Annotated in this window: 16 protein-coding genes, 2 tRNA genes and 2 pseudogenes; 6 read left to right on the top strand and 14 right to left on the bottom strand. The window is 67.8% G+C overall.

All coding sequences use genetic code 11. From position 1 onward, the window contains the following. Positions 1 to 4: 4 nt before the first annotated feature. The gene (locus CYFUS_RS18245) at positions 5 to 742 is read right to left on the bottom strand and encodes a pentapeptide repeat-containing protein (protein WP_332468389.1); all 738 of its coding nucleotides are present in this window, start codon (positions 740 to 742) and stop codon (positions 5 to 7) included. A 265-nt stretch (positions 743 to 1,007) separates the two neighbouring features. Here CYFUS_RS18245 and CYFUS_RS18240 point away from each other — a divergent pair, with 265 nt between their 5' ends. Continuing rightward, positions 1,008 to 2,708, top strand: coding sequence for a dihydroxyacetone kinase family protein (locus CYFUS_RS18240; protein WP_095986380.1), 1,701 nt, complete (start codon positions 1,008 to 1,010; stop codon positions 2,706 to 2,708). Positions 2,709 to 2,724: 16 nt separating this feature from the next. On the opposite strand, the gene CYFUS_RS18235 is transcribed toward CYFUS_RS18240, so the two are convergent. From CYFUS_RS18235 to dnaK, 4 genes are all read right to left on the bottom strand, one after another. Further along, the gene (locus tag CYFUS_RS18235) at positions 2,725 to 3,294 is read right to left on the bottom strand and encodes a PspA/IM30 family protein (RefSeq protein WP_095986379.1); all 570 of its coding nucleotides are present in this window, start codon (positions 3,292 to 3,294) and stop codon (positions 2,725 to 2,727) included. 14 nt (positions 3,295 to 3,308) lie between these two features. After that, a complete protein-coding gene (locus tag CYFUS_RS18230; RefSeq protein ID WP_095986378.1) occupies positions 3,309 to 5,612 on the bottom strand; it encodes a vWA domain-containing protein in 2,304 nt (767 codons plus the stop codon). Between the two features lie 14 nt (positions 5,613 to 5,626). Continuing rightward, on the bottom strand, positions 5,627 to 8,158 hold the full coding sequence (locus tag CYFUS_RS18225; RefSeq protein WP_420042707.1) for an AAA family ATPase: 2,532 nt from the start codon (positions 8,156 to 8,158) through the stop codon (positions 5,627 to 5,629). A gap of 118 nt (positions 8,159 to 8,276) precedes the next feature. Continuing rightward, positions 8,277 to 10,193: a molecular chaperone DnaK gene (dnaK, locus tag CYFUS_RS18220; protein ID WP_095992089.1), complete on the bottom strand. Its 1,917-nt coding sequence runs from the start codon at positions 10,191 to 10,193 to the stop codon at positions 8,277 to 8,279. Positions 10,194 to 10,544: 351 nt separating this feature from the next. Here dnaK and CYFUS_RS18215 point away from each other — a divergent pair, with 351 nt between their 5' ends. After that, complete coding sequence (locus tag CYFUS_RS18215; protein WP_095986376.1) at positions 10,545 to 11,636, top strand: diacylglycerol/lipid kinase family protein; 1,092 nt, start codon at positions 10,545 to 10,547, stop codon at positions 11,634 to 11,636. 64 nt (positions 11,637 to 11,700) lie between these two features. Here the strand turns inward: CYFUS_RS18215 and CYFUS_RS18210 are convergent, their stop codons facing one another. The 4 genes from CYFUS_RS18210 to greB form a co-directional block, all read right to left on the bottom strand. After that, positions 11,701 to 12,459, bottom strand: a complete 759-nt coding sequence (locus CYFUS_RS18210; RefSeq protein WP_095986375.1) for an SAM-dependent methyltransferase — start codon at positions 12,457 to 12,459, stop codon at positions 11,701 to 11,703. 79 nt (positions 12,460 to 12,538) lie between these two features. After that, entirely contained in the window at positions 12,539 to 12,856 is a 318-nt protein-coding gene (locus CYFUS_RS18205) for a YbeD family protein (protein WP_095986374.1), read from the bottom strand. A 27-nt stretch (positions 12,857 to 12,883) separates the two neighbouring features. Further along, positions 12,884 to 14,203, bottom strand: a complete 1,320-nt coding sequence (locus CYFUS_RS18200) for a PhoH family protein (protein WP_095986373.1) — start codon at positions 14,201 to 14,203, stop codon at positions 12,884 to 12,886. Positions 14,204 to 14,487: 284 nt separating this feature from the next. Next, positions 14,488 to 15,051: a transcription elongation factor GreB gene (gene greB, locus CYFUS_RS18195; RefSeq protein ID WP_198316617.1), complete on the bottom strand. Its 564-nt coding sequence runs from the start codon at positions 15,049 to 15,051 to the stop codon at positions 14,488 to 14,490. A gap of 179 nt (positions 15,052 to 15,230) precedes the next feature. Between greB and CYFUS_RS18190 the strand changes: the two genes are divergently transcribed. Then, positions 15,231 to 15,303, top strand: a tRNA-Lys gene (locus tag CYFUS_RS18190). A gap of 17 nt (positions 15,304 to 15,320) precedes the next feature. Beyond that, positions 15,321 to 15,393: transfer RNA gene (locus tag CYFUS_RS18185), tRNA-Glu, on the top strand. 106 nt (positions 15,394 to 15,499) lie between these two features. On the opposite strand, the pseudogene CYFUS_RS52760 reads toward CYFUS_RS18185, so the two are convergent. Further along, positions 15,500 to 15,735 (bottom strand): annotated as a pseudogene (locus tag CYFUS_RS52760) (site-specific integrase); the annotation flags it as partial. A 305-nt stretch (positions 15,736 to 16,040) separates the two neighbouring features. On the opposite strand from CYFUS_RS52760, the pseudogene CYFUS_RS18175 reads away from it, so the two are divergent. After that, positions 16,041 to 16,451: pseudogene (locus CYFUS_RS18175) on the top strand (DUF1643 domain-containing protein); the annotation flags it as partial. A gap of 188 nt (positions 16,452 to 16,639) precedes the next feature. On the opposite strand, the gene CYFUS_RS18170 reads toward CYFUS_RS18175, so the two are convergent. The 3 genes from CYFUS_RS18170 to CYFUS_RS18160 form a co-directional block, all read right to left on the bottom strand. Then, positions 16,640 to 17,128 carry a serine/threonine protein kinase gene (locus CYFUS_RS18170; protein ID WP_095992087.1) on the bottom strand — a complete coding sequence of 163 codons (489 nt, stop codon included), beginning with the start codon at positions 17,126 to 17,128 and terminating at the stop codon, positions 16,640 to 16,642. 11 nt (positions 17,129 to 17,139) lie between these two features. After that, entirely contained in the window at positions 17,140 to 18,072 is a 933-nt protein-coding gene (locus CYFUS_RS18165; RefSeq protein ID WP_095986371.1) for a DUF2381 family protein, read from the bottom strand. Between the two features lie 489 nt (positions 18,073 to 18,561). Continuing rightward, on the bottom strand, positions 18,562 to 19,458 hold the full coding sequence (locus tag CYFUS_RS18160) for a LysR family transcriptional regulator (protein WP_095986370.1): 897 nt from the start codon (positions 19,456 to 19,458) through the stop codon (positions 18,562 to 18,564). A 122-nt stretch (positions 19,459 to 19,580) separates the two neighbouring features. On the opposite strand from CYFUS_RS18160, the gene CYFUS_RS18155 reads away from it, so the two are divergent. Then, positions 19,581 to 20,432, top strand: a complete 852-nt coding sequence (locus tag CYFUS_RS18155; protein ID WP_095986369.1) for an oxidoreductase — start codon at positions 19,581 to 19,583, stop codon at positions 20,430 to 20,432. On the opposite strand, the gene CYFUS_RS18150 is transcribed toward CYFUS_RS18155, so the two are convergent. Next, positions 20,433 to 21,626 (bottom strand): LLM class flavin-dependent oxidoreductase, encoded by a 1,194-nt coding sequence (locus CYFUS_RS18150; RefSeq protein WP_095986368.1) that lies wholly within the window; start codon positions 21,624 to 21,626, stop codon positions 20,433 to 20,435. Between the last annotated feature and the right edge of the window lie 55 nt (positions 21,627 to 21,681).

Raw genomic sequence — 21,681 nt, 5'->3', positions numbered from 1 at the left:
CGCGTCAATAGACGATGCCCTCACATTGATCGAGGACCGCCTTGATAGCTTCCGGCGTAGTCCCACCCTCCTTCGCCAGGACCGATGCAGACCAGGTCACGGCCACGGTGGAAGGCGGCTCGCGAAGGTGCCCCTTCATCGCGATGCCAACATCCCCGGGCCACTGCCGAGCAACCAACTCAGGACCCCGGCGGAGGGGATCCAGAATGGTGAAGCACGGCCATAGGGGCAACTGGAGGGTGCTCATGTCACAGCCGTGGAACCGACAGCCGTCCAAGTGAGCCTCGGAGAAATCACAGGCGTCGATGGAGCCATGCTCCCATCCTTCCGAATAGTCGGGCCAACGGCCGAACTCACAACCCGACAGCCTCCCCTTGAACCGGCAACCCTTGAGGGAGGCAAATACCCAATCCTGATGGTTTTTCAGTTCCTTCTTCACCTCGAAGGTACAGTCTATGAAACGTGTTCCTTCGCGGATGAGGAGGCTTCTGGCAGACACCTTCAGGACGACGGTGCAATGACTCAACGTGAGTTCGGGACCGAGAAAGTAGAGCGAGCCCTTGTCGGTCAGTTCCAGTCGCTCGTTTTTGATTTCCCGGTTCTTGAGGACGGCTTTGGTAGCGAGCATCTGCTGTCCTTCCGCCGCCTCCCGAGGTGTTCCCTTCCACTTCATGTCCCGGACCAGCCGCTCGACAGCTCGTTGAAACTCGTTTGGCACCAGGGGAATGGGCTGCACAGCCACCGCACCCGGACGGAACTCCCCGCCCTCCTGCTCCCAGGAACGCGTACTGGCACACGCCGTGAGCGATATAGCAGCAGCACCGCTCCAGCTTCTCGAAGAACCACTCGCCACCTCCCGGTAAAACCTCCTTCCTCATTACCATCCCTCCGTCCCGCGCCTCCAACCGCGGCGCGATCGCGCTTGACGCGGTTCATGCCTCGCGTCCACCTTCCGTGCCCGCGCCCGATGCGGCGCGGCCCTTTCCTCCTCTGCCCTGGAGACGACAATGAAGAAGCTCATCAATGATCCCCGCGCCGTCGTGGGGGAGATGCTCGAAGGTCTCGTCTCGCTCCATCCAGGGCTCGCGCTGCTCGAGGGTGAAGCCGTCGTGATGCGCTCCGATCTTCCCGCCGACCCCGCCGCGCGCCAGGTCGCCGTGCTCTCCGGAGGCGGCAGCGGACACGAGCCCGCCCACGCCGGCTACGTGGGGCCCGGCATGCTGCACGCCGCGGTCGCCGGCGACGTGTTCACCTCCCCGAGCACCGACTCGGTCCTCGCCGCCATCCGCGCCGTCGCCGGGCCCGCCGGTGCCCTCCTCGTGGTGAAGAACTACACCGGAGACCGGCTCAACTTCGGTCTCGCCGCCGAGCTGGCCCGCGCCGAGGGCATCCCCACCGAAACCGTCATCGTCTCCGACGACGTCTCCCTGCGCGACACCGTCGAGCCCTCGCGGCGCCGGGGCATCGCGGGCACCGTCCTCGTGCACAAGGTGGCCGGCGCCGCCTCCGCTTCCGGCGCCTCGCTCGCGCAGGTCGCGCGCGAAGCCGCCGCCGCCGCCAGCGCGCTGGGCACCATGGGCGTGGGCCTCGGCGCCTGCACCGTGCCCGCCGCGGGCCGTCCCGGCTTCTCCCTCGGCGAGGACGAGATCGAGCTGGGACTCGGCATCCATGGTGAACAAGGCGTCCGCCGCGTCCCCCTCCAGCCCGCCAATGCCCTGGTGGACACCCTGCTCTCCGCCATCGTCGACGATCAACGCCTCGGCGCGGGTGACCGCGTGGCCCTGCTCATCAACGGGCTGGGAGGCACTCCGGCCCAGGAGCTGGCGATCATCGCCCGCCGCGCCCTGGCCTTCCTGCGCGAGCGGGGCCTCACCGTGGAGCGGGCCTGGAGCGGCGAGTTCCTCACCGCCCTGGAGATGCCCGGCTGTTCCCTGTCCCTGTTGAAGGTGGACGACGAGCGGTTGCACCGGCTCGACGCCGCCACCTCCGCCCCCGCCTGGCCGGGCTCCGGACGGCTCGCCCCCGCGCGCAGGATCGCGCCCGCTCGCACCGTGCCACACGCCTCCAGTCCCACCGAGTCGCGCCCGGCGGACATGGAGCACGTCCACCAGGCGCTCCTCGCCATCGCCGATGCGTTCGACGCCGCCGAGACGCGGCTGACGGAACTCGACGGCGCGGCGGGGGATGGAGATCTCGGCATCAGCCTCGTACGGGGCGCGGCGGCGATCCGGGCCCTGCCCCCGTCCTCCTGGACGAGCCCCGCGCGGGCCCTGATGGCGCTCAGCGAGGCCCTGCGCCGCGCCATTGGCGGCAGCTCGGGGCCCTTCTACGCCACCGCCCTGCTGCGCGCCTCCCGCCGGCTGGCGGAGCATCCCCTGCCCGATGCCCGCGCCTGGGCCGAGGCCTTCCAGGCGGGTGTCGAGGCAGTGGCCGAGCTCGGTGGCGCCGGTCCGGGAGATCGCACGATGATCGACGCCCTGCGCCCCGCCGCGGACATCTTCTCCCGGGAGCTCCAGGCCGGAGGCACGCCCGCCGAGGCCTGGGCGGAGGCCCTCCTCGCCGCCGAGCGGGGAGCCGAGGCCACGGCGCGGATGAAGCCCCGTCTGGGTCGTGCCAGCTACCTCGGCGAGCGCGCCCTCGGTCTGCCCGACGCGGGCGCGGAGGCGGTGGTCGTCTGGCTCCGGGCCCTCTCCCGCTTCATCCGGTGAGGGCGGGCCCGCGCGCTCAGCCCTGCTTGCCGGACTCCTCGCGCTCCTCGCGGTAGATCTCCGCGAGCGCGTGGGCCCGTTCGATCTCATCCCGGGCCGCGTCCACCGCGAGCACCTTCTCGAAGCGCTCCACCTGCTCGCGCAGGGCGCTGGACACCAGGCCGCCCACGGCGAGCCGCGCGGAGGCGCTCTCCCGCTCGGTGCGCAGCTCGGCCACCCGGTTGCCCAGGTCCGCGGCGGCCTCCAGCAGCAACTGGCCGTCCTGCTCGGCCCGGAGCAGCGACTCGCGCGTGGTGTTCAGCAGGGTTTCGGCCTGGGCGCGGTCGCGCTCGAGCGTCTGGGAGATCTTCGCGTCCCCCTGGGTGTCCGCGACGGCCTTGCGCCGGGCGAGTTCCTCCAGCCGCCGGGCATAGCGCTCCTGGGAGCGGGACAGCTCGCCCTTGAGGGCCAGCAGCGTGGCGGCCGACTTGCGCACCTCCGCGCCCTGCCGCTCCAGGTCCTCGATGAGCTGATCGAAGGCCGCGAGGGGATCCACCCCGTGCGCGGGCTTCTTGGGAGTCTTCTTGCGCAACCAGTCGAAGAACATGGCCGGGGCACAGCCTAGCCGAAGGGACGGCAGAGCAGGCGCACGCGGGCGAGGCGCTCGTGCACCTCTGGACTTCCGGTGGCGAACGCCGCGAGGTAGCGCGCGGGAGTGAGCTGGTACACGTCCAGCAGGTGACGCAGGAGCACGAGCGTCTCGGTGGCGCGGCGATCGGCGGGGGCGAGCGCGGAGGTCTCCACGAGCGCGTCGAGGATGTCCGCCACGCGTGCGACCACCTCGGGTTCGGGGACCTCCGGGGCCTGCTGCCGCGCGAGCGCCTCGGGCGCGGGGAAGAGCGCGTCGAAGGAGGCCTCGGACACGAGGGGCGCGGCGGGGGCGGAGCGTCCGGTGGCGAGCGCCTCGAGCGCGGCCAGGTGGGGGCCGAGTGCCTCGAGGGCCTCGGGGGTGACGGGTACGTCGCGGGGGAGCAAGGTGCGCCAGGGGCTGTCGAACTCGGTGCGCGCCCACTGGATCTCCCGGTCGGACAGGTGGTGGTAGAAGGCGCGGCCTCCGCGGGCGCTCTGTTCCTGGACGAGCGACTTGAGGTCCGGGTTCTCCTCGCCGAGCGACACGAAGCTCAGCGCGATGTCCAGCGAGTCCATGGGCGCGCGGGTGCGGCGGATGAGCTCCAGATCGACGCGATCCTCGCCATCGGTGATGATCACCACGGTGGCGCGCGCGAGGTAGGGATCCCGTCCACGCGCGGCGCGGATCGAGTCGAAGGCGGACATGAGCGCGAGGGTGATGTCCGTCTGGCCCTCGGCGGGAGAGTGGCGGAAGAGCTTTTCGATCTGCCGGGTGGCCTCGCGGGCCGTGTCCACGCGAGACAGCTCGGTGGGGATGTCGTTGAAGAAGGAGAAGTAGAGCGGATCGAAGGGCAGGCCCTGGCGCGCCTTGACGCGCAGGTTGTTGAGCTCGGCGATGATGAGGGCGTCGCGGAAGCGCGCGCGGGCGCCGTGCATGGAGCCCGAGGCGTCACACACGTAGACGCGCACCGCGGTGCGCTTCTTCTTCTTGGGCTCGGGAGGTGGCTCGTCCTCGAGGTAGGCGCGCACGAGCTGGCGGTGGGAAGCCAGATCGTAGAGGAGCATGCGCGGATCGGAGAGGACGAAGTTGTGCACGTCGTGCAGTCCGCCCGTGCGCTCGAAGGTCATGTTCTGGGTGGGATGGGGCACGAGCCGGGGCACCGGGCGCACCTTGCGGGGGTTCACCTCGACGACCTCGTCGGACAGCACGTCCTCCACGTCGAAGTAGCGGGCGCAGCCGGCCGCCAGCTCGAACGCGGCGCGCTGCTCGGGACGCAGGGAGAAGGCCAGGTCCGCGAGCAGCTCGTCCGCGGACGAGTCCTCCGGACGCAGCCCCTCCACCTTGTCGGCCCTCGCGGGCGGCTGTTCCTCGCCGAACCAGCGCCGCAGCTCATCGCGCTCGGCGGACTCCAGCAGGGCCCGCATCGACTCGCGTGGGGGCATGAGCCGGGTGAGCGCCGCCCGTGCCGCCGCGGCGAGCTGGGGTTGCTCGGCTTCCACCGCGCGCTCGTAGAGGCCCCGGAGCGAGCGCCAGGCCAGCTGTGGCTCGCGCACCGCGGACTGGCGCACCTGCTCGACCAGCTCCTCGAGCGAGCGTGTCGGGGGCGTGTCGCGGACGCGCTCGCGGGCCTGGGCCACCTCATGGCGCAGGGCCACACCGCGCTCGCGGTCATGCTCCATGCCGATGCGCAGCAACAGCTCGTGGGCCATGTCCAGATCCCTGCGCTTCTGCACCACGTCGTCCACGGTGGCGCGGGCCCGCTGGGCGAGGAACTCGGCCACGGCCATGCGCGCCCGGGTCGGCGCGCGCTGGGCATTCCAGGAGGGGCCGGGCCGCGGGAAGAGCTGCGCCTCGCCCGAGTCCGGAGTCGGAGCCGAGGGCGACAGGAAGAGATCCGCCACCCGCAGCACCCGCACGAGCCGGACGAAGCCCCGCTCCAGCGTCGTGCGAGCCCCCGGGGGCGTGCGGCCCGCGTGGTGCATCTTGTGCACGGCCTCCAGGGTGCGCTCGAACTCCTCCAGCGCCTCGTGCGCGCGCTCCTTCAATCCCTTGGCCAGCTCGCCCACCCGGCCCTTCTTCACGCCCAGCTCGAGCAGCAGGCGCGCGTCCGCGAGGGTATGCACCCCTACCCGCTCCAGGGCCCGATCGAGCGCCGTCACGGTGGGCAGGGACAGGTCCACCTCGGCCGGGGCGGTCATTCCCCGCCACCAGGAGCGCATGCCCTCGCCCCGGGACGGGCGCTCCTGGAGCGAATCCAACTGAAGCCGCAGATGCGCGAGCCGCGAGCCGAGCACGCGTCAGCCCCTCCTCACAATGAGGCCCGCAGCTCCAGCAACTGCTTGCTGAAGCGGGAGAAGTCGTCGTCGATGCCGAGCAGCACGCCCTGCAGCTTGCGCGCGCTCTCTCCCAACTCCCCGGGCATGCCCATCAACATGCCGAGCACGCCCTTGAGGCGCACCAGCTCGCCCTCCTTCAGGGCGAGCATCGGGAAGCGGCTGCGCACCAGGCGATCGAAGATCTGATCCGCGGCCGCCCGGGTGTTCGCGCTCTGGGGCGCGGGCAGCGAGGTGAGCAACTGGGTGAGCCAGCTGCGCAGGTACTTGAGACGCACCTGCACGAAGGACAGCTCCACCCGGGCCACGGCGTCCCGGATGGCATCGGAGAGGAAGAACGCGCTGGAGGCGGAGCGGGCGAAGGCGAGCTGTCCCTCCAGGCCGAGCAACGCGGGGAACTCTCCGTCCGGGATCTGTTTGGAGAAGGAGCCCCGGTAGAAGCTGTAGGCCTCGCCATTGACGGCGGCCTGCGGGGCGGTCGGAGGGCTCGCCACCTCGCGGCCGATTCCCTGGACGTACTCGCGCAGACGCGCCTCGAGGATGTCGCGGCACTCGACGAACACGGGCTCGGGGGCCAGGCCCTCGCGCCGCAGGTTTTCCGCCACCGCCTGCACCGTGCGCGACAACTGGTCGATGCGCTCGAAGGGCACGGTGGAGAACACGTCCCGGGCATAGTCGAAGCCGAGCGGCTCCAGTAGCTGCTGCTTGAGACCGCGCTGGGAGGGCTCCAACCGGCACAGGGACTGTTCGAGCTGGGCGAGCCGGCGCGAGTCCGCGGAGAGCGCATCGAGCGGATCCCTTCGGCCCCGAGGGCCCGGAAAGACACGCTCCGCGCGCTGACGGATCGCGGACACGGCACGTCGCCGAGTCTCGGCCTCCGCGGTCCTCAGGTGCGGGACCGAGCCCGAGGAGGACTCGGCGAGCAGCGCCAGGAGCTCGCCCACCTGGCCCAGCTCTTCGGCGAGGTTGTCCGTGAGTGCGACGAGCGGATCCAGGGACACCGACTCGTCGAAGGCGAGGCTCTCGGCCTGGAGCGCCATGACTTCCAACGCCTGGAGGACGAAGCGGTGGATCGCGTCGCATACGGCGGGCAGCCGAGGGGTCAGCTCGGGGACCTGACGGCACAGGGAGAGCGACTCCACGAGCGCGGAGAACAAGGCCTCGCCCGCGCGCGGCTCGCTGCCCTCGATGGGCCCGCGCGACAGCCGCTGCTCCACGCTCGCGAGCAGGCCGCGCGCGGCGGCCAGGAGGGCCACCCGGTTGTCGGCGTGGCGGGGGCCGGGAACGAGCTTGCCATGCAGCCTGCGCGCCGTTGAGAGCGCGATTCCCGGCTGGAAACCGCGCTCCCGGGCGAGCGCCTCGACCGTCTTGAGCTCCTCGGCGGCGCCGAGCGTCGCGGCCTCGCGCTCCGGACCCGCGCCCAGTTCCGCACGCACCTTGGCCAGGGCGGCATCGAAGGCCTTCTGCTCGATGCGGACGATCTCCAGCTGCGCGCGCTCTCGCGGATCCACGGCCACCTTGAGGAGCGCCTCGGACTCCTCGGCGGGAGGCCCCCCGAGCAGGAAGAACCAGCGCAGGGCGTCCAGGTCCTCGAGGGTGGCCTCGAGGGGACGATCCGGACGGCGGTAGAGCTGATCCCTCACCACGGCGGCCTTGAGGGCCCACAAGGCCTTCACCACCGAGCGCTGGGAGAAGTACTTGGTGGGAACGTAGTCGGGCAGCTTGGACACCTGGGCGGTGAGCGCGCGCTCCAACTCATCGGTGAGCAGCTCGATGGCCTCGAGCAGGGTGTTGGAGACCGTCACCCGCTCCACGGCCTTCTGGAGCACGTCGAGATGCTGCAGGGTGAGCACGGCGCGCAGGTCCGGCCGCAGGCCATGGGCGAAGCGGTGCAGCATGGCGGAGCGGCTGGCGGGCCGGGCGAAGCTCTTCGGTACGAAGGAGATGAAGCTCAGGCGGTCGGCGAAGGCGAGCAGCAGCTCGGGCGAGCGCGCCAGCACCTCGGAGAGGTAGCGGTTGCTCGTCATGATGGCGCACTCGATGCGGCCGCTCGTCACCCGGCGCCCGTGCTTGAGTTCGCGCTCGTGCAGGACGTTGAGGATGGAGCGCAGCAGCATGTCGCGCCCGTCGAACACCTCGTCGAGGAAGGCGTGGGTGGCGCCCAGCATGCCGTCCTCGGTGAGGTACTCGGTCCGGCCCGTCTCGGTGAGCACCTTGAAGTCCACCGGGCCGATGAGATCCGTCTGCACGGTGGACTCGGCGAGCTGCTTGGCGAAGAGCGAGGGCTGTCCGGTCTGCTCGTCCAGGATGCGGCCGAGCACCGCGGAGGCAATGGCGCTCTTGGCGGTTCCCGGGGGGCCGACCACGAGCACGTGCTCGCGACAGAGCAGCGCCAGCTCGATCTGGGTGAAGAGGGTCTCGCGCTCCAGATAGGCCTCGCGCAGCTCCTGGAAGAAGCGGCGGAAGGCCTGCGCGGCCTGGGCGGAGACGGGCGTGGGGGTATGGATCACGGTGATTCCACGAGGGACGAGAGGCCGCATCGTATCCCCCTGGCCCTGGCAACAAAAGCCGAGGGCCGGCCCCCTCGTGGGAGGAGCGCCGGCCCTCGTGGACTTCAACCGGACATCACGACTGACGGAACTCGGCGTCCACCACGTCGTCCTTCGGCTTGGCCGAGCTGCCCGGAGCCGCGCCCTGCTCGGCGCCCGGAGGAGGCGCGCCGGCCTCGCCGCCCGCGGCGCCACCCGTGGCCTTGTACATCTCCTCGGCCACCTTGTAGCTGGCCTGCTGCAGCGCATCCAGGGCGCTCTTGATGGCGTCCTTGTTGTCGCCCTCGCGCACGTCGTTGACGCCCTTGATGGCCGCCTCGATCGCGGACACGGCGTCCGCGGGGAGCTTCTCGCGGTTCTCCTTCACCAGCTTCTCGGCCGCGTACACCTGGGCCTCGGCCTGGTTCTTCACCTCCACGAGCTCGCGACGGGCCTTGTCGGCCGCCTCGTTCTCCTTGGCGGTGCGAACCATCTTCTCCACCTCGTCCTTGGCCAGACCCGAGGAGTGGGAGATGGTGACCTTCTGCTCCTTGCCCGTCGCCTTGTCCTTGGCGTTGACGTTGAGGATGCCGTTGGCGTCGATGTCGAACGTCACCTCGATCTGCGGCACGCCGCGCGGCGCCGGAGGCATGCCGGTCAGGTGGAAGCGGCCGAGGCTGCGGTTGTCCGCCGCCATCTCGCGCTCACCCTGCAGCACGTGGATCTCCACCTGCGTCTGGCCGTCCGCCGCCGTGGAGAAGGTCTCCGACTTGCGGGTGGGGATGGTGGTGTTGCGCTCGATGAGCTTGGTCATCACGCCGCCCAGCGTCTCCACGCCCAGCGACAGCGGGGTGACGTCCAGCAGCAGGATGTCCTTCACCTCGCCCGAGAGCACGCCGGCCTGCACCGCCGCGCCCACGGCCACCACCTCGTCCGGGTTCACGGAGCGGTTGGGCTCCTTGCCGAACAGCTTCTTGACGGCCTCCTGCACCATCGGGATGCGCGTGGAGCCGCCCACGAGCACCACCTCGTGCAGATCCTTCACGTCCAGGCCCGAGTCCTTGAGGCACTTGCGGCACGGCTCCAGCGAGCGCTCGACGAGGTCGCTGATCATCGACTCGAACTTGGCGCGCGTGAGCCGCACGTTGAGGTGCTTGGGGCCCGTCGCGTCCGCCGTGAGGAACGGCAGGTTGATCTCCGTCTCCATGGTGGAGGACAGCTCGATCTTCGCCTTCTCCGCGGCCTCCTTGAGGCGCTGCAGCACCATCTTGTCCTTGGCGACGTCGATGCCCGTGTCCTTCTTGAACTCGGCGATGAGCCAGTTCATCAGGGTCAGGTCGATGTTGTCGCCGCCCAGGTGCGTGTCGCCGTTGGTGGCGAGCACCTCGACCACGTTCTCACCCACCTCGAGGATGGAGATGTCGAACGTGCCGCCGCCGAAGTCATAGACGGCGATCTTCTCGTCCTTCTTCTTGTCCAGGCCGTAGGCGAGCGCCGCCGCGGTCGGCTCGTTGACGATGCGGCGCACGGTGAGGCCGGCGATCTCGCCCGCGTCCTTGGTCGCCTGGCGCTGGGCGTCGTTGAAGTAGGCCGGCACGGTGATGACCGCCTCGGTCACCTTCTCGCCCAGGTAGTTCTCCGCGGCGCGCTTGAGCTTGAGCAGCACCTGCGCGGAGATCTCCGGCGCGCTGTACTGCTTGCCGTCGAGGTCCACGCGCGCGTCGCCATTGGGGCCGCGCACCACCTTGTAGGGCACGAGCTTGGCCTCCTCGGTGGTCTCCTCGTAGCGCCGGCCCATGAAGCGCTTGATGGAGTAGATGGTGCGCTCCGGGTTGGTGATGGCCTGACGCTTGGCCACCTGCCCCACGAGCCGCTCCCCATCCTTGGCGAAGGCGACGACCGAGGGAGTCGTGCGCGTGCCCTCCTCGTTGGTGAGGACCTTGGGCTCGCGGCCCTCCATGATGGCGACCACGCTGTTGGTCGTGCCCAAGTCGATGCCGATGATCTTGCCCACGGTGTACAACCTCCGGAAATAACTGGGAAAATTACCGCGAAAGGCTGGATTGCTTCCGTCGTGTGACCAACGTAACCACCCACCCCGGGGTGTCAAACCGAGTGCTTCCCGGGTGACGGACCAGCCACGACCGGGTGCCAGGTGCGTAAACCATTCTCCACTTCCGCCACCCGCGGGTACCAATCCGCCGGACGGCTTCCGCTCGAGCCAGTGCCGCAACCCCTTGGAACTCCTGGGGAAACGGACAGCTAACGCCTCGCGTCAGCCGCTGGCGGAGAACATGCACAGACTCAAGGGGCCCCCCGCCGCGACGTCGCGGTGGGCACCTGATTTTTCGTGGAGACAGCACCCATGATGGTTCAGCCCCTGCGGTCCGTCGAAGCGCGCTCCAGCCCGTCCGTTCTCGGGGCGACCGAGCATCGACTCGCGGTCCTGCTGAATGCCAACGCCCGCCAGGTAGACGCACGGCTGGTGAAGTTCTTGTCGCACGTGGTCCCGGAGCAGGATCTCTTCCTGTCTCGCTCGGAGCTGGACTGCCGGCGCATCGTCCAGACGATCCTGGAGCGCGACTACCCGGTGGTGATGACGGGAGGAGGCGACGGGACGTTCCTGGGCGTGGTGAACGAGATGTTCCGTCAGATGGAGCCGCGCGGCCGGTTCGCCGGCAGGCAGGCACCCCGCCTGGGCGTGCTCAAGCTGGGCACGGGCAACGGACTGGCCTCGTACGTGAACTCCAGTGGGGGCACGGAGGGTATTCTCCAGGATGTGACCCGGGCGCGTGCCGGCAAGGTGTCCGGTCAGCGGTGCATGGAGCTGCTGATGGTGGACGGCACGCGCACGCCCTTCGCGGGCCTGGGCGTGGATGGGAAGCTGCTCAACGACTACCTCTGGGTGAAGGATCACCTGGGCCGGGGCCTGCTCAAGAAGCTCTTGTCGGGGCCAGGCGGTTACTTCTCGGCGGTGGCCTTCAAGACGGTGCCGCACTACCTGACGAATCCCACGCGGGTGGAGTGTGAGGTCACCAATGGCCAGGCCGGCCCGGCGTACCGCGTGGACCCGGATGGCAGGCCCGTGGGCGAGCCCTTCGCCCCCGGGGCGAGGCTCTTCAAGGGCGAGCTGATCATGGCGGCGGCGGCGACGATGCCCTACTACGGCTACGGCTTCCGCATGTTCCCCTTCGCGGGACAGCGCCCGGGGATGATGCAGCTGCGCCTGGGCCAGTTGAACCCGCCCCACGTGCTGGCGAACCTTCCGAAGCTATGGGCGGGCCGCTGGTTCCCCGAGGGCCTGCATGACTTCTACGCGCGCGAGGTGCACCTGCGCTTCAGCAGGCCGATGCCTTTCCAGATCGGTGGAGACGCGGCGGGCTACCGGCGGGAAGTGACGCTCGGGATGGCGGCCGAGTCCGTGGAGCTGCTGGACTTCCTCCCCTCGGTGCAGTGACCTGGGGGGCAGTGAACGCGGGACGACGCCTTCCCGGAGGGAGGGCGTCCACCCGAGGGGCGCGCTAGCCGCGGTCGCGCGAGGCGGGCGGCTTCTCTCCCGGCTCCCGACGACGACCCACGACGAAGGCGTAGCTGGAGGTGGCCGTCCCATTTTCACGGTGCAGGGCCATCTCCTCGCGCAGCCAGTGAATGGACTCGGCGGGCGCCTGCTCGAGGTAGGGGGCGAGTTCCCGGTAGAGCGTATCCAGCTCGGAGTCCTGGAGGGACTCGACGGACTCGGGCTCGAAGCCCGCCTGCGACAACTGCTGGAGCAACTCGCGAGGCAACAACAGGGGGCCGCCCATACGGCGCTCCCAGAACTCGAGCACCGCGCGCGGAGTCACCCGGCCCACGCGCACCGGATAGGTGAGGCCCAACCGTCCTCGGTGGGCCAGGAAGGGCCGGAGGGAGCGCAGGGCGTCGGGCAGGGCCATGACGATCGGACCCTGGCACAGGATGGCGTCGAACTCGCCCTCGCGGAAGGAGAGCCGGCCCAGGTCCACCCGCCGCACCTCCACGCGCCCGTCCAGCGCGAGCGCGTGGACACGCTCGCGCATGCGCGACAGTTGTGCCTCATCCCAGTGCGCGGCCACCACGGAGCAACCGAACTCCTGGGCGAGCACGACGCCGGCCTGGATGGAAGGACCGCACCCCAGATCCAGTACGCGCCCGCCCTCTTCCAGTTGAGCCACCTTGGCGAAGCGCCGGGTTGCCAGCTCGGAGCCGAAGGGACGCCGAGCATCACCGGGGAAGTAGAGCGGAAAGGGCTCGGCCACACTCATGACACGTCCCTTCTACACCGATGTTCGGGAATCTCCAATTCCCCACTCCACCAGGGCTCCGGGCCCCGATCGGCCACCTTCACAAGTAGTAGACGACGCGCGGCTCCTCCTTGAGCCGCACGTAGATGGAGCGTCGGTGCTCCTCGGACAGCAGGTAGACGGACACGCTGACCGACACGTACGTCCCCTTGCTGCTGGACTGCTCCTGGATGGAGTCCGGGGAAATCTCCGTGCCCATGTACGAGCGGAAGAGGTCGCGCACGTGCTCGACGAAGTCAGGGGCCCGCCGCCCCATCACCTTGAAGGTGTAGACGGTCGGGTAGTCGATGAGCGGCTTCTTCTCCTGCTCGCCGCCCGTGCCCTGGGCGGGATCCTGCTGCGTACCGTCTCCCGACATGACTGACTCCTCCCGTGGCGCAGGGCACTAGAGAAGGTTGGCGGCGAGCTCGGCCAGGGCGCTGCGCTCGCCCTTGGTCATGGTGATGTGGCCCGCGATCTTCTCGTTCTTGAACCGGTTGACCACGTGGACGAGTCCGTTGCTGGTGGCGTCCACGTAGGGGTTGTCTATCTGGAATGGGTCCCCGGTGAGAATGATTTTCGTGTTGTCCCCCACGCGCGTGATGATGGTCTTCACCTCGTGGGGCGTGAGGTTCTGGGCCTCGTCGATGATGATGTACTGGTTGGGGATGCTGCGCCCACGGATGTAGGTGAGCGCCTCGATCTCCATCAGCCCCAGGTCGATGAGCTCGTGGTAGCCCCGGCCGGCCTTCTTGTCGGCGCGGCTGAGGTTCATGAGGAACTCCACGTTGTCGAAGATGGGCTGCATCCACGGGTTCATCTTCTCCTCGAGCGTCCCGGGCAAGAACCCGATGTCGCGGCCGAGGGGGAAGACGGGCCGGCTGACGAGCAGCTTCTGGTAGACGCTCTCCTCGGTCACCTTGTGCAGGCCCGCGGCGATCGCCAGCAGCGTCTTGCCCGTGCCCGCCTTGCCCACGATGGTGACGAGCTTGATCTCGTCGTTCATCAGCAGGTCCAGGGCGAAGCTCTGCTCCATGTTGCGCGGCCGGATGCCCCAGACGCCCTCCTTGATGCCGCGCGAGAGCGGCACCACCCGCCCCCGGGATGCATTGAAGCGGCCCATGGCGGCGTGGGACGGGTTCGTCTCGTCTTTGAGGAGGATGAACTGATGCGGCGAGAGCGTGTCCTGACCGGAGATCTCCACCTCCGCGCCGGACTTGTACATCTGGTCCACCATGTCCCGCGGCACCAGCCGCTCGGTGAAGCCCGTGTACAGCTCGGTGATCTCCACGCGCTCCGCGTCATAGTCCTCGGCGAGCAGGCCCAGGGCATCCGCGCGGATGCGCAGGTTGGTGTCCTTGGTGATGAAGACGGCCGGAGACTGGGGCTCGCGCTCCATCAGATCCAACGCCACCGCGAGGATGCGGTTGTCCATCAGATCCCTGTCCGCCATGGACAGGGGCGCTTCACGCTCGGTGAAGCACACCCGCAGCACGCCGCCATGCGGCAGACGCACGCCCTCCTTCAGCGAGCCCTCTTCCCGGAAGGAATCCAGGTAGCGCGCGACCAGGCGCGCGTTGCGGCCCAGCTCGGAGAGATCGCGCTTGAACTGATCGATCTCCTCGATGACGTAGATGGGGATGATGACGTTGTGTTCTCTGAACCCGTAGATGGAGCGCGGATCGTGGAGAAGGACGTTGGTGTCGAGGATGAAGTTCTTTCGCATCGTGTGGAGCGCGACCTCGAAGTGGGTGCGACCGATGGACCGACCGTGCGACGGGACTCCGACTGACGGACTGCGCTGCGCCTGCTCTACTCCTCCCGAATATAGGGCTCGCTTCCTCGGCAGGAAGCCCGACGAAGCCGTTTCGGGACCTCCTGGAGTTTTAACGCGTCCAGCGACGAGGACACTCCCCAATCACCCGGACTCCCGGAGCAGTGGACAAAGACGCGCGGAGGACACGCGCATGCCAGCCGGGTGTTGCATGACGCACCAGGGCGAACAGGCCGCTACACGTAGCGGATCTGGACGAGGGTGTACTCGATCTCCCCTCGGGGCCGGACGACCTCCACGGTGTCATCGACCTTCTTGCGCAACAGGGCCCGGGCCAGGGGGGACTCCACGCTGATGCGCCCGCCCGCGGTGTCGATCTCGTCCGAGCCCACGATCTGATAGGTCACCCGCCCGCCGTCCTCGTCCTCGAGCGTGACCGTGGCGCCGAAGTAGACGTGCCCGGTGTCCGTCTGCTCGGACGGAACGACGATGGTCGCGGTGTCCAGGCGCTTCTGGAGGAAGCGCAGCCGCCGGTCGATCTCCCGCAGGCGCTTCTTGCCGTAGATGTACTCGGCGTTCTCCGAGCGATCTCCCTGGGCGGCCGCGGCGGACACCTCGGCGGTGACCTTGGGACGCTCCTCGTTGAGCAGCCGCAGCAGCTCCTTGTGCATGCGCTCGGCCCCCGCCCGGGTGAGGTAGCGCCGGGGTTTGGAGGCGGGCTCCTCGTCCTCCTCCCCTTCCAGGTCCAGGTCGTCGGGTTCCTCGGGTGCTCCCTCGGAGTGTCGGCTGTCGCGGCGCATGCTTCCGGTATAGCGCCTCGCGGGGGGAGCGCCAGCCAGCGGAGGGAGCGGGGCACGTGGAGGTTGGCGGGAAACAGGGACCCGGATCGGGAGTAGAAGTCCGGAACGAGTGCTGGTAGAGAGTGGCCACATCGAGGGGCCTTGCGGAAATCGGAGGGTCCCGTAAAAAAGAATAGTGCGAGTCGCTAGCTCAGCTGGTAGAGCACCGGCCTTTTAAGCCGAGGGTCGGGGGTTCGAGCCCCCCGCGACTCACAGAGGTAGAAGGAGCCGTCCCCGTCGTCTAGAGGCCCAGGACGCTGGCCTTTCAAGCCGGTAACACGGGTTCGAATCCCGTCGGGGACACACGGAAAAGCCCAGCAATCCTACGGGGTTGCTGGGCTTTTCTTTTACCCCCGGTTCCGCATGTGCCCTCAAGTGAGCCCTCCGGCGTCTCTGGTCGGTACGGCGGCGTGATGCCCGCCCGGCCCAGTGCCCGCTCCAGTCGGTGCTCCGTCATGCCAGCGGTCAGTGACTGGCCGTCCTCCTGACAGAACACGTAGGGACCGCGCAGGTGCCGGTGTCCCTTGAGGGCGTCCACTGCCGAGCGCGGCAGGTCCACTGTCCGCTCGCGTCCGCCCTTGGGCAGTCCAGTCATCCCTGCCAGATGGAACGGCGCACCTGGAGCTTGCCGCGCTGCAAGTCCAGCTTGAGGCAATGTTGAGGCATCTGGTGTCTTGCCTGTTCGCGCTCCGAGCGTCCGAGCTTCAGCTTTCGCACTGCCGATACATGTATGCTTTGCTGTACGCTGGAACTTAATCCTGACTCTTCCAACCATATGTCCCTGCCCCTGCTCCCGCCCGGCCGCCGTTCTTTCCTGTTCAAAGCGGGCAACGTGAAGGTGCTGATGACGCGGGACTGCTTCGCCCCCCCATACACGGAACGGGCGGCACCGCTACTACCTTGACTACTGTTTTGAAGCTGCCAGCGCCGGTCAGGACGACGGGCCAGAACGCATTCTGATGGCCTGCGGCTGCAACCCGTCAACGGCCACGCGAGAGGGCTCGGACAATACGGTGTCGAAATTGGTCAATGTCGCCCGGCAATGGGGCTACAGTCGGCTGCTCATGGCCAACGTCTTTTCCTACTGCGACAAGGATCCCTCCAAGCTCAAGGCGCCAAGCTTAGTCTTGTGGGATCGGCATACTGACCGGTTCCTGAAGGCCATGGTGGCCAATGCCGAAGCGGTCTTGTGCTGCTGGGGCGCGTCCGCCATGGACATCAACGCGGGGCGCTGCGCCGCAATCGAAGCGCTACTGCGCGCGACCAACAAGCCACTTTTCTGCATCGGCTACTCGCGGGGCACGGTTATTCCCAGGCACCCGAGTCGCCTCAGTTATCCGGCCGCTCAGGTACCTTTCTAACTCGGAACCCGATGACATGAACTTAGAAGCCATGTCAATCGGCGGATGAGCGACAGCCCCACTCATTCCCAACAAACGCCAGGGCAATTCATTGATACGCACGCGCAGCAAGCAGTAATCAGACCCACCGTGTGAAGCAACTTCTTCAGTGGTAGCGGCGCAGAGGCTGGGGAAGCCAAGCGATTGGATCACCGGAACGCATCAACGATAAACGCGGCTGCGACAGAGCCTTCGAGGATGGCGGTTCCAGTTTTGGACTCGGGCAACTTCCGCATTTGGTCATAACCGAGTCGTGCCACCGCACAAAGGGGAACTTTTTCGCCGGTCGGCGACTGCGCTTCGTAGTAACGGATTACAACCTGCGGACCGCTCGTCCAAACCTGCCCATACAAGCGGCTCGTCGCCGTGAACGGGCCGAAATCCTCCCTTGTGACACTCTCAATGGGCCCATCGTAGAGCGTGACTCGTCGGCTCTCTGTTTGGTTCGCGTCGAGATCCACCAACACGCTGTCCCCAACACGCAGTCCCATGTAGCGCATCGCCTTCTTTGACTCCGCCGGGCACTCCTGTAGCCCCGGGCTGCCATCGGGGCGCAGTGTTACGCCGTTTCCAGTGCAGCCGGTTGAGAAGGCGAGCAGGATGGTAGCGGTGAGCAAGAGAACTCTAGCGGTGTGCATGGTCGGCACCTCTACTTCCGAATCAGCGTGCGGTCCATCCTCACGTAAACTTGAAGCAGGCCATCACCACGGAAGATTTGGAGGGCGAGATCGGTGAGCTGCCCGTCGTCGGTCTGAAAGGCGCTCTTGTCCGCTACCACCGCGATCCTCCCTGTTTCCCCCTCGACGATGCTGCTTCGGTCCATGCGAAGCGCGAAAGGCCGAAGCGTGTAGTGGGTAAGGTCACGGGTCAGGTAGGCACCATCGAACTTCCAGGGCTCGCCGTAGTAGGTGTTCTTCAAGGTGACGAGCGCTGCCGCTTTGCCAGGACCCTCGAAGACTTCGACGACCATGTCCATGTCTTGATTTTTTGGCCGGTAAACCAATCTGCGGCGAAACGGCGTTTTCTTTACCTGCCCGTTTGCGAGCAGCGTCGCGTAGGCGTGGTCGATGGAATTTTCTTCCTGCTTGAGCCGCTCGTTCTCCTCGTTCAGTGTGTGCTCCCTCTTGAGGGAGTCATAAAGGCCAGAGAGAACCGCGTTGTAACTGTCGGGGTCCTTGAACACGTTGACCTGATAGTCGATCCATCCCCAGTCTTGGCGGCTCTTGGGCCTCACAAGGAACGTGAACTCCGTTCCGTCCACGAGCGTTACGAGCAGGGGCAGCGACTCGCCGTTACCGAGGTCTCTCAGCGGTTCTAGAACCACTTTCTTACCGCCTACGAGCGGGGGCTCAAAGCGCCCCTCCCACGCGAGGAACTTCGTTTTCGCTGGATCAACTTCTTTCTCGAAGCGGAGCGCCGTCACCACCTGACCGGCAACGAAGATGGAAGATGGCTCCTGGCTCGGGTGATCTTGGTACTTCAGCGTGCGAATCGTGAGCTTCTCGTCCACGTCCCGGGCCAACGCCGGGACACCCAGCAAGACGAGCAACAGGCCATACCTGAAAAGTGGGAGCGCGCGCATGGAGGAGCTAACCTACCAAGGCGGGCCCGAGCGCAGCAACATTCACGACTCCTCTGTAGGCTGCCGGTCCACATTCTGCTCGGGCGGCCCAAGAACCGCTGGAGCCGACGCTGAAGGTTCCGAGCGTCGGACCCCCTGAAGGCCGCCCGGCTCGGAGGTCTCCGCCCTGCCCACGGGTTCGAATCCCGTCGGGGACACACGGAGAAGCCCAGCAATCCTACGGGGTTGCTGGGCTTTTCTTTTGCCCCCGCTTCCACATGTGCCCTCAAGTGAGCCCTCCGGCGTCTCTGGTCGGTACGGCAGCGTGATGCCCACTCGGCCCAGTACCCGCTCCAGGCGGTGCTCGGTCATGCCTGCGGTGAGCGGCTGACTGTCCTCCAGACAGAACACATTACCGAAGTAGAGAAAGCCTTCGCGAATACCAGGAAGCTTGAAGACCAGAATTGCGCCCCTGGCCATCCGATGGCGGAGCTGTGAGCCCTGTCGAAATTAGACGGACCGCCCGGTCCTCATGAAATCAATGAAGGCCCGAAGCGCCACCGGGAGCTGGCGGCGGCTGGGGTAGTAGAGAAAAAAGCCAGGATAGTCGGGGCACCAGTCCTCGAGGACCCGCACCAGACGGCCCTGCTCGAGCAAGGTGCTCACCAGCTCCTCGAAGACATAGGCCAGGCCAAGGCCGTCCAGCGCCGCATCGATCATGAAGCCCTGGTCACCGAACGTCAGGGGTCCATCGACCTCGACCGTCACCTCCTCGCCGTCACGCTCGAACTCCCAGCGATAGAAGGCGCCGCTGAGAAAACGGTAGCGGATGCATGGCAACTCCCGCAGCTCCCAGGGTGTCCGGGGCACGGCATGCCGCGTGAAATACTCCGGCGAGGCCACGACGGCGGAGCGCTGACGGGGGCCCAGGGGAACGGCGAGCATGTCCGCAGCGAGGTTCTCGCCGAGGCGCACCCCGGCGTCGAAGCCCTCCGCCACGATGTCGCTCAGGCCGTCGTCCACCCGGATCTCCACCCGCACGTCCGGATAGGCCCGCGCGAACCGGGAGATCACGGGCATCAGCGCCAGCTGGGCCGATGTCCGGGCCGCGTTGATGCGCAGCGTGCCCGTGGGCTGGCCCCGGAAGTCATTCAGCTCCTCGAGCGCATCGCGGATGTCGCGAAAGGCGGGGCGGATGCGCTCGAAGAGCCGCTCGCCCGCCTCCGTCAGGGCGACGCTCCGGGTGGTGCGATTGATGAGCCGCACACCGAGCTGCTCCTCGAGACCGCGCAGCGAGTGGCTCAGCGCCGAGGGCGACACCCCCAGCTCCACCGCCGCCCGGCGGAAGCTGCGGTGGGTGGCGATGGCCAGGAACGGCGACAGGGCGATGGGCTCGATCGGCTTCATTGATGAAATCCACTCACCAGCTCGATGCGGACTCAAGTGATTCCCTCAACAACGGGTCCCCTCTACCTTCTGTCTCGCAACGCCGGCGCTTCCGTCGGCGACGACCCCAAGGGGTATTCATCATGCGTATCTGGTTCATTACTGGAGCTTCTCGTGGTTTCGGAGCGCTGATCACCGCCGAGGCCCTGGCCGCGGGCGACGCCGTCGTGGCCACGGCGCGGGAGCCGGCGACCATCACCGCGAAGTTCGGGGAGCACCCGCGTCTGCTCGCCGTCCGCCTCGATGTCACCCAGGAGGAGCAGGCCCGGGCCGCGGCCGACGCGGCGATCCAACGCTTCGGCCGCATCGACGTCCTGCTCAACAACGCCGGCTACGGCCTGCTCGGCGCGGTCGAGGAGGCCACGGCCCGGGAGGTCGAGCGCGTGTTCTCCACCAACGTGTTCGGGCTGCTGAACGTCACCCGCGCGGTGCTGCCGCACATGCGGCGTCAGCGCTCGGGGCATGTGATCAACATCTCCTCGCTCGGCGGCTACGCGGCCTATCCGGGCTGGGGCGTCTACGGCGCCACCAAGTTCGCGGTGGAGGGGCTCACGGAGGCACTGGCCGCCGAGCTCGCGCCGCTGGGCATCAAGGCGACCGTCGTGGAGCCCGGCTTCTTCCGCACCGACTTCCTCGACGGACATTCCCTCGCGGTGGCCGCGCCGATCGCCGACTACGCCGCCTCGTCCGGCGTCACGCGCGAGTCCGCCACGCGGCTCAACCACGCGCAGCCGGGGGACCCCGCGAAGCTGGCCAGGGCCATGCTCGCCCTCGCGAACGCCACCCACCCGCCCCTGCGGCTGCCGCTCGGCAGCGACACGCTCGCGCGCATCGAAGGCAAGCACCGGAGCGTCGCCGCGGAGATCTCCACCTGGAGCGAACTCGCGCGCTCCACCGACGGGGACGGCGCGGGGGTGGAGCGGCATCTGTCCTGATCAGGGCACCCGCGGCGCGCTGAACTCCGGAATCAGCTCGCCCGTGAGACGCAGGCTCTTCATGACCTGCTCATGCCGGAGGGCACCAACCTGGTGGAAGGACATCAGGGCGTCGATGCCGAGCGCCTCGTAGCGCTTCATCCTCCGGCGGACCTGATCCTTCGTGCCGACGATCAGCGACTCCTGCTCGCTGAGCACCTCCCAGAGCTCCTGGTCCGGCACGGCCTCGTTCGACATCACCCGGCCGAGCAACCGCTGGGCTCGGGACTGAGGGGCGTTCGGATCCTTCTTTCGCAGGTACTGGCCCGTCAGCCCTCCGCCGGCGGGATCCTTCGCCAGCGCCTCGAGCTCGGCGGCCGTCTTGACGAAGTGCTCCTTCGCCTCGAAAAAGGTGAAGGAGCCGCTCGTGTACCAGGCCGCTGCCCTCGCCGCGCCGTTCTCCATGGCCTCCTGCTCGCTGTCCGCGCAGTGCACGAAGGTGAAGAAGGCCACCTGGTCGTTCACGAACTCGCCCACCGGCTCGCACCGGGTGCGCAGCGCTTCCCGGTAGAGGTGGATCATCTCCGCGGCCTCTTCCAACGAGGCCCACAGCGTCACCCCCAGCGCTCCCACGCCGTTGCGCCCCGCCTGCTCGAACGAGGCCGGGCTGGAGCAGGCCTGCCACAGCGGCGGATGAGGCTGGCGGTACGGCTTGGGCACGACGTTGATGTTCTTGATCTGGAAGTCAGGGCTGTCCCAGGAGAACGCCTCCCGGGTCCACATCTTCGGAATCATCTCGAAGGCCTGCTGCAACTGCCCCCGCGTCGAGTCCGGAGGGATGTTGAAGTTGCGCCACTCGGGGACGGTGCTCCGCGCCAGGCCCAGTTGGCAACGCCCCCTGCTCAGGTGATCGAGAAAAGCCGCTCGCTCGGCGACGCGGATCGGGTGGTTGAACCGCGCGGGTGCCAGCACCGACGCGTGGCCCACGTGCAGGTTCCTCGTGCTCATGGCGATGGCCGTCAGCATCACCTCGGGCGCCGAGCTGTAGCTGAACTCCGCCGCCCCATGGTGCTCCACCTGCCACCACACCCCGTAGCCCAGCTCGTCGGCCAGCCTCGCCTGCTCCAGGGTTTCCTGGATCAGCCGTTGCTCGTGTCCCCCGTCTCCCCACAGCGCCTTCGGGTACTGCATCTCCGAGAAGACATCCACCCTCATGGTTCCCTCCGTCCCAGCGCAAAGCCCAGGGCACACGCTGACGCCGCCACCCCGG

Origin of the sequence: Cystobacter fuscus (assembly GCF_002305875.1) — a bacterium.
Classification (GTDB): Bacteria; Myxococcota; Myxococcia; order Myxococcales; family Myxococcaceae; genus Cystobacter; species Cystobacter fuscus_A.
Note: the sequence above shows the minus strand (reverse complement) of the source record. Positions and strands in the feature narration are given on the sequence as shown.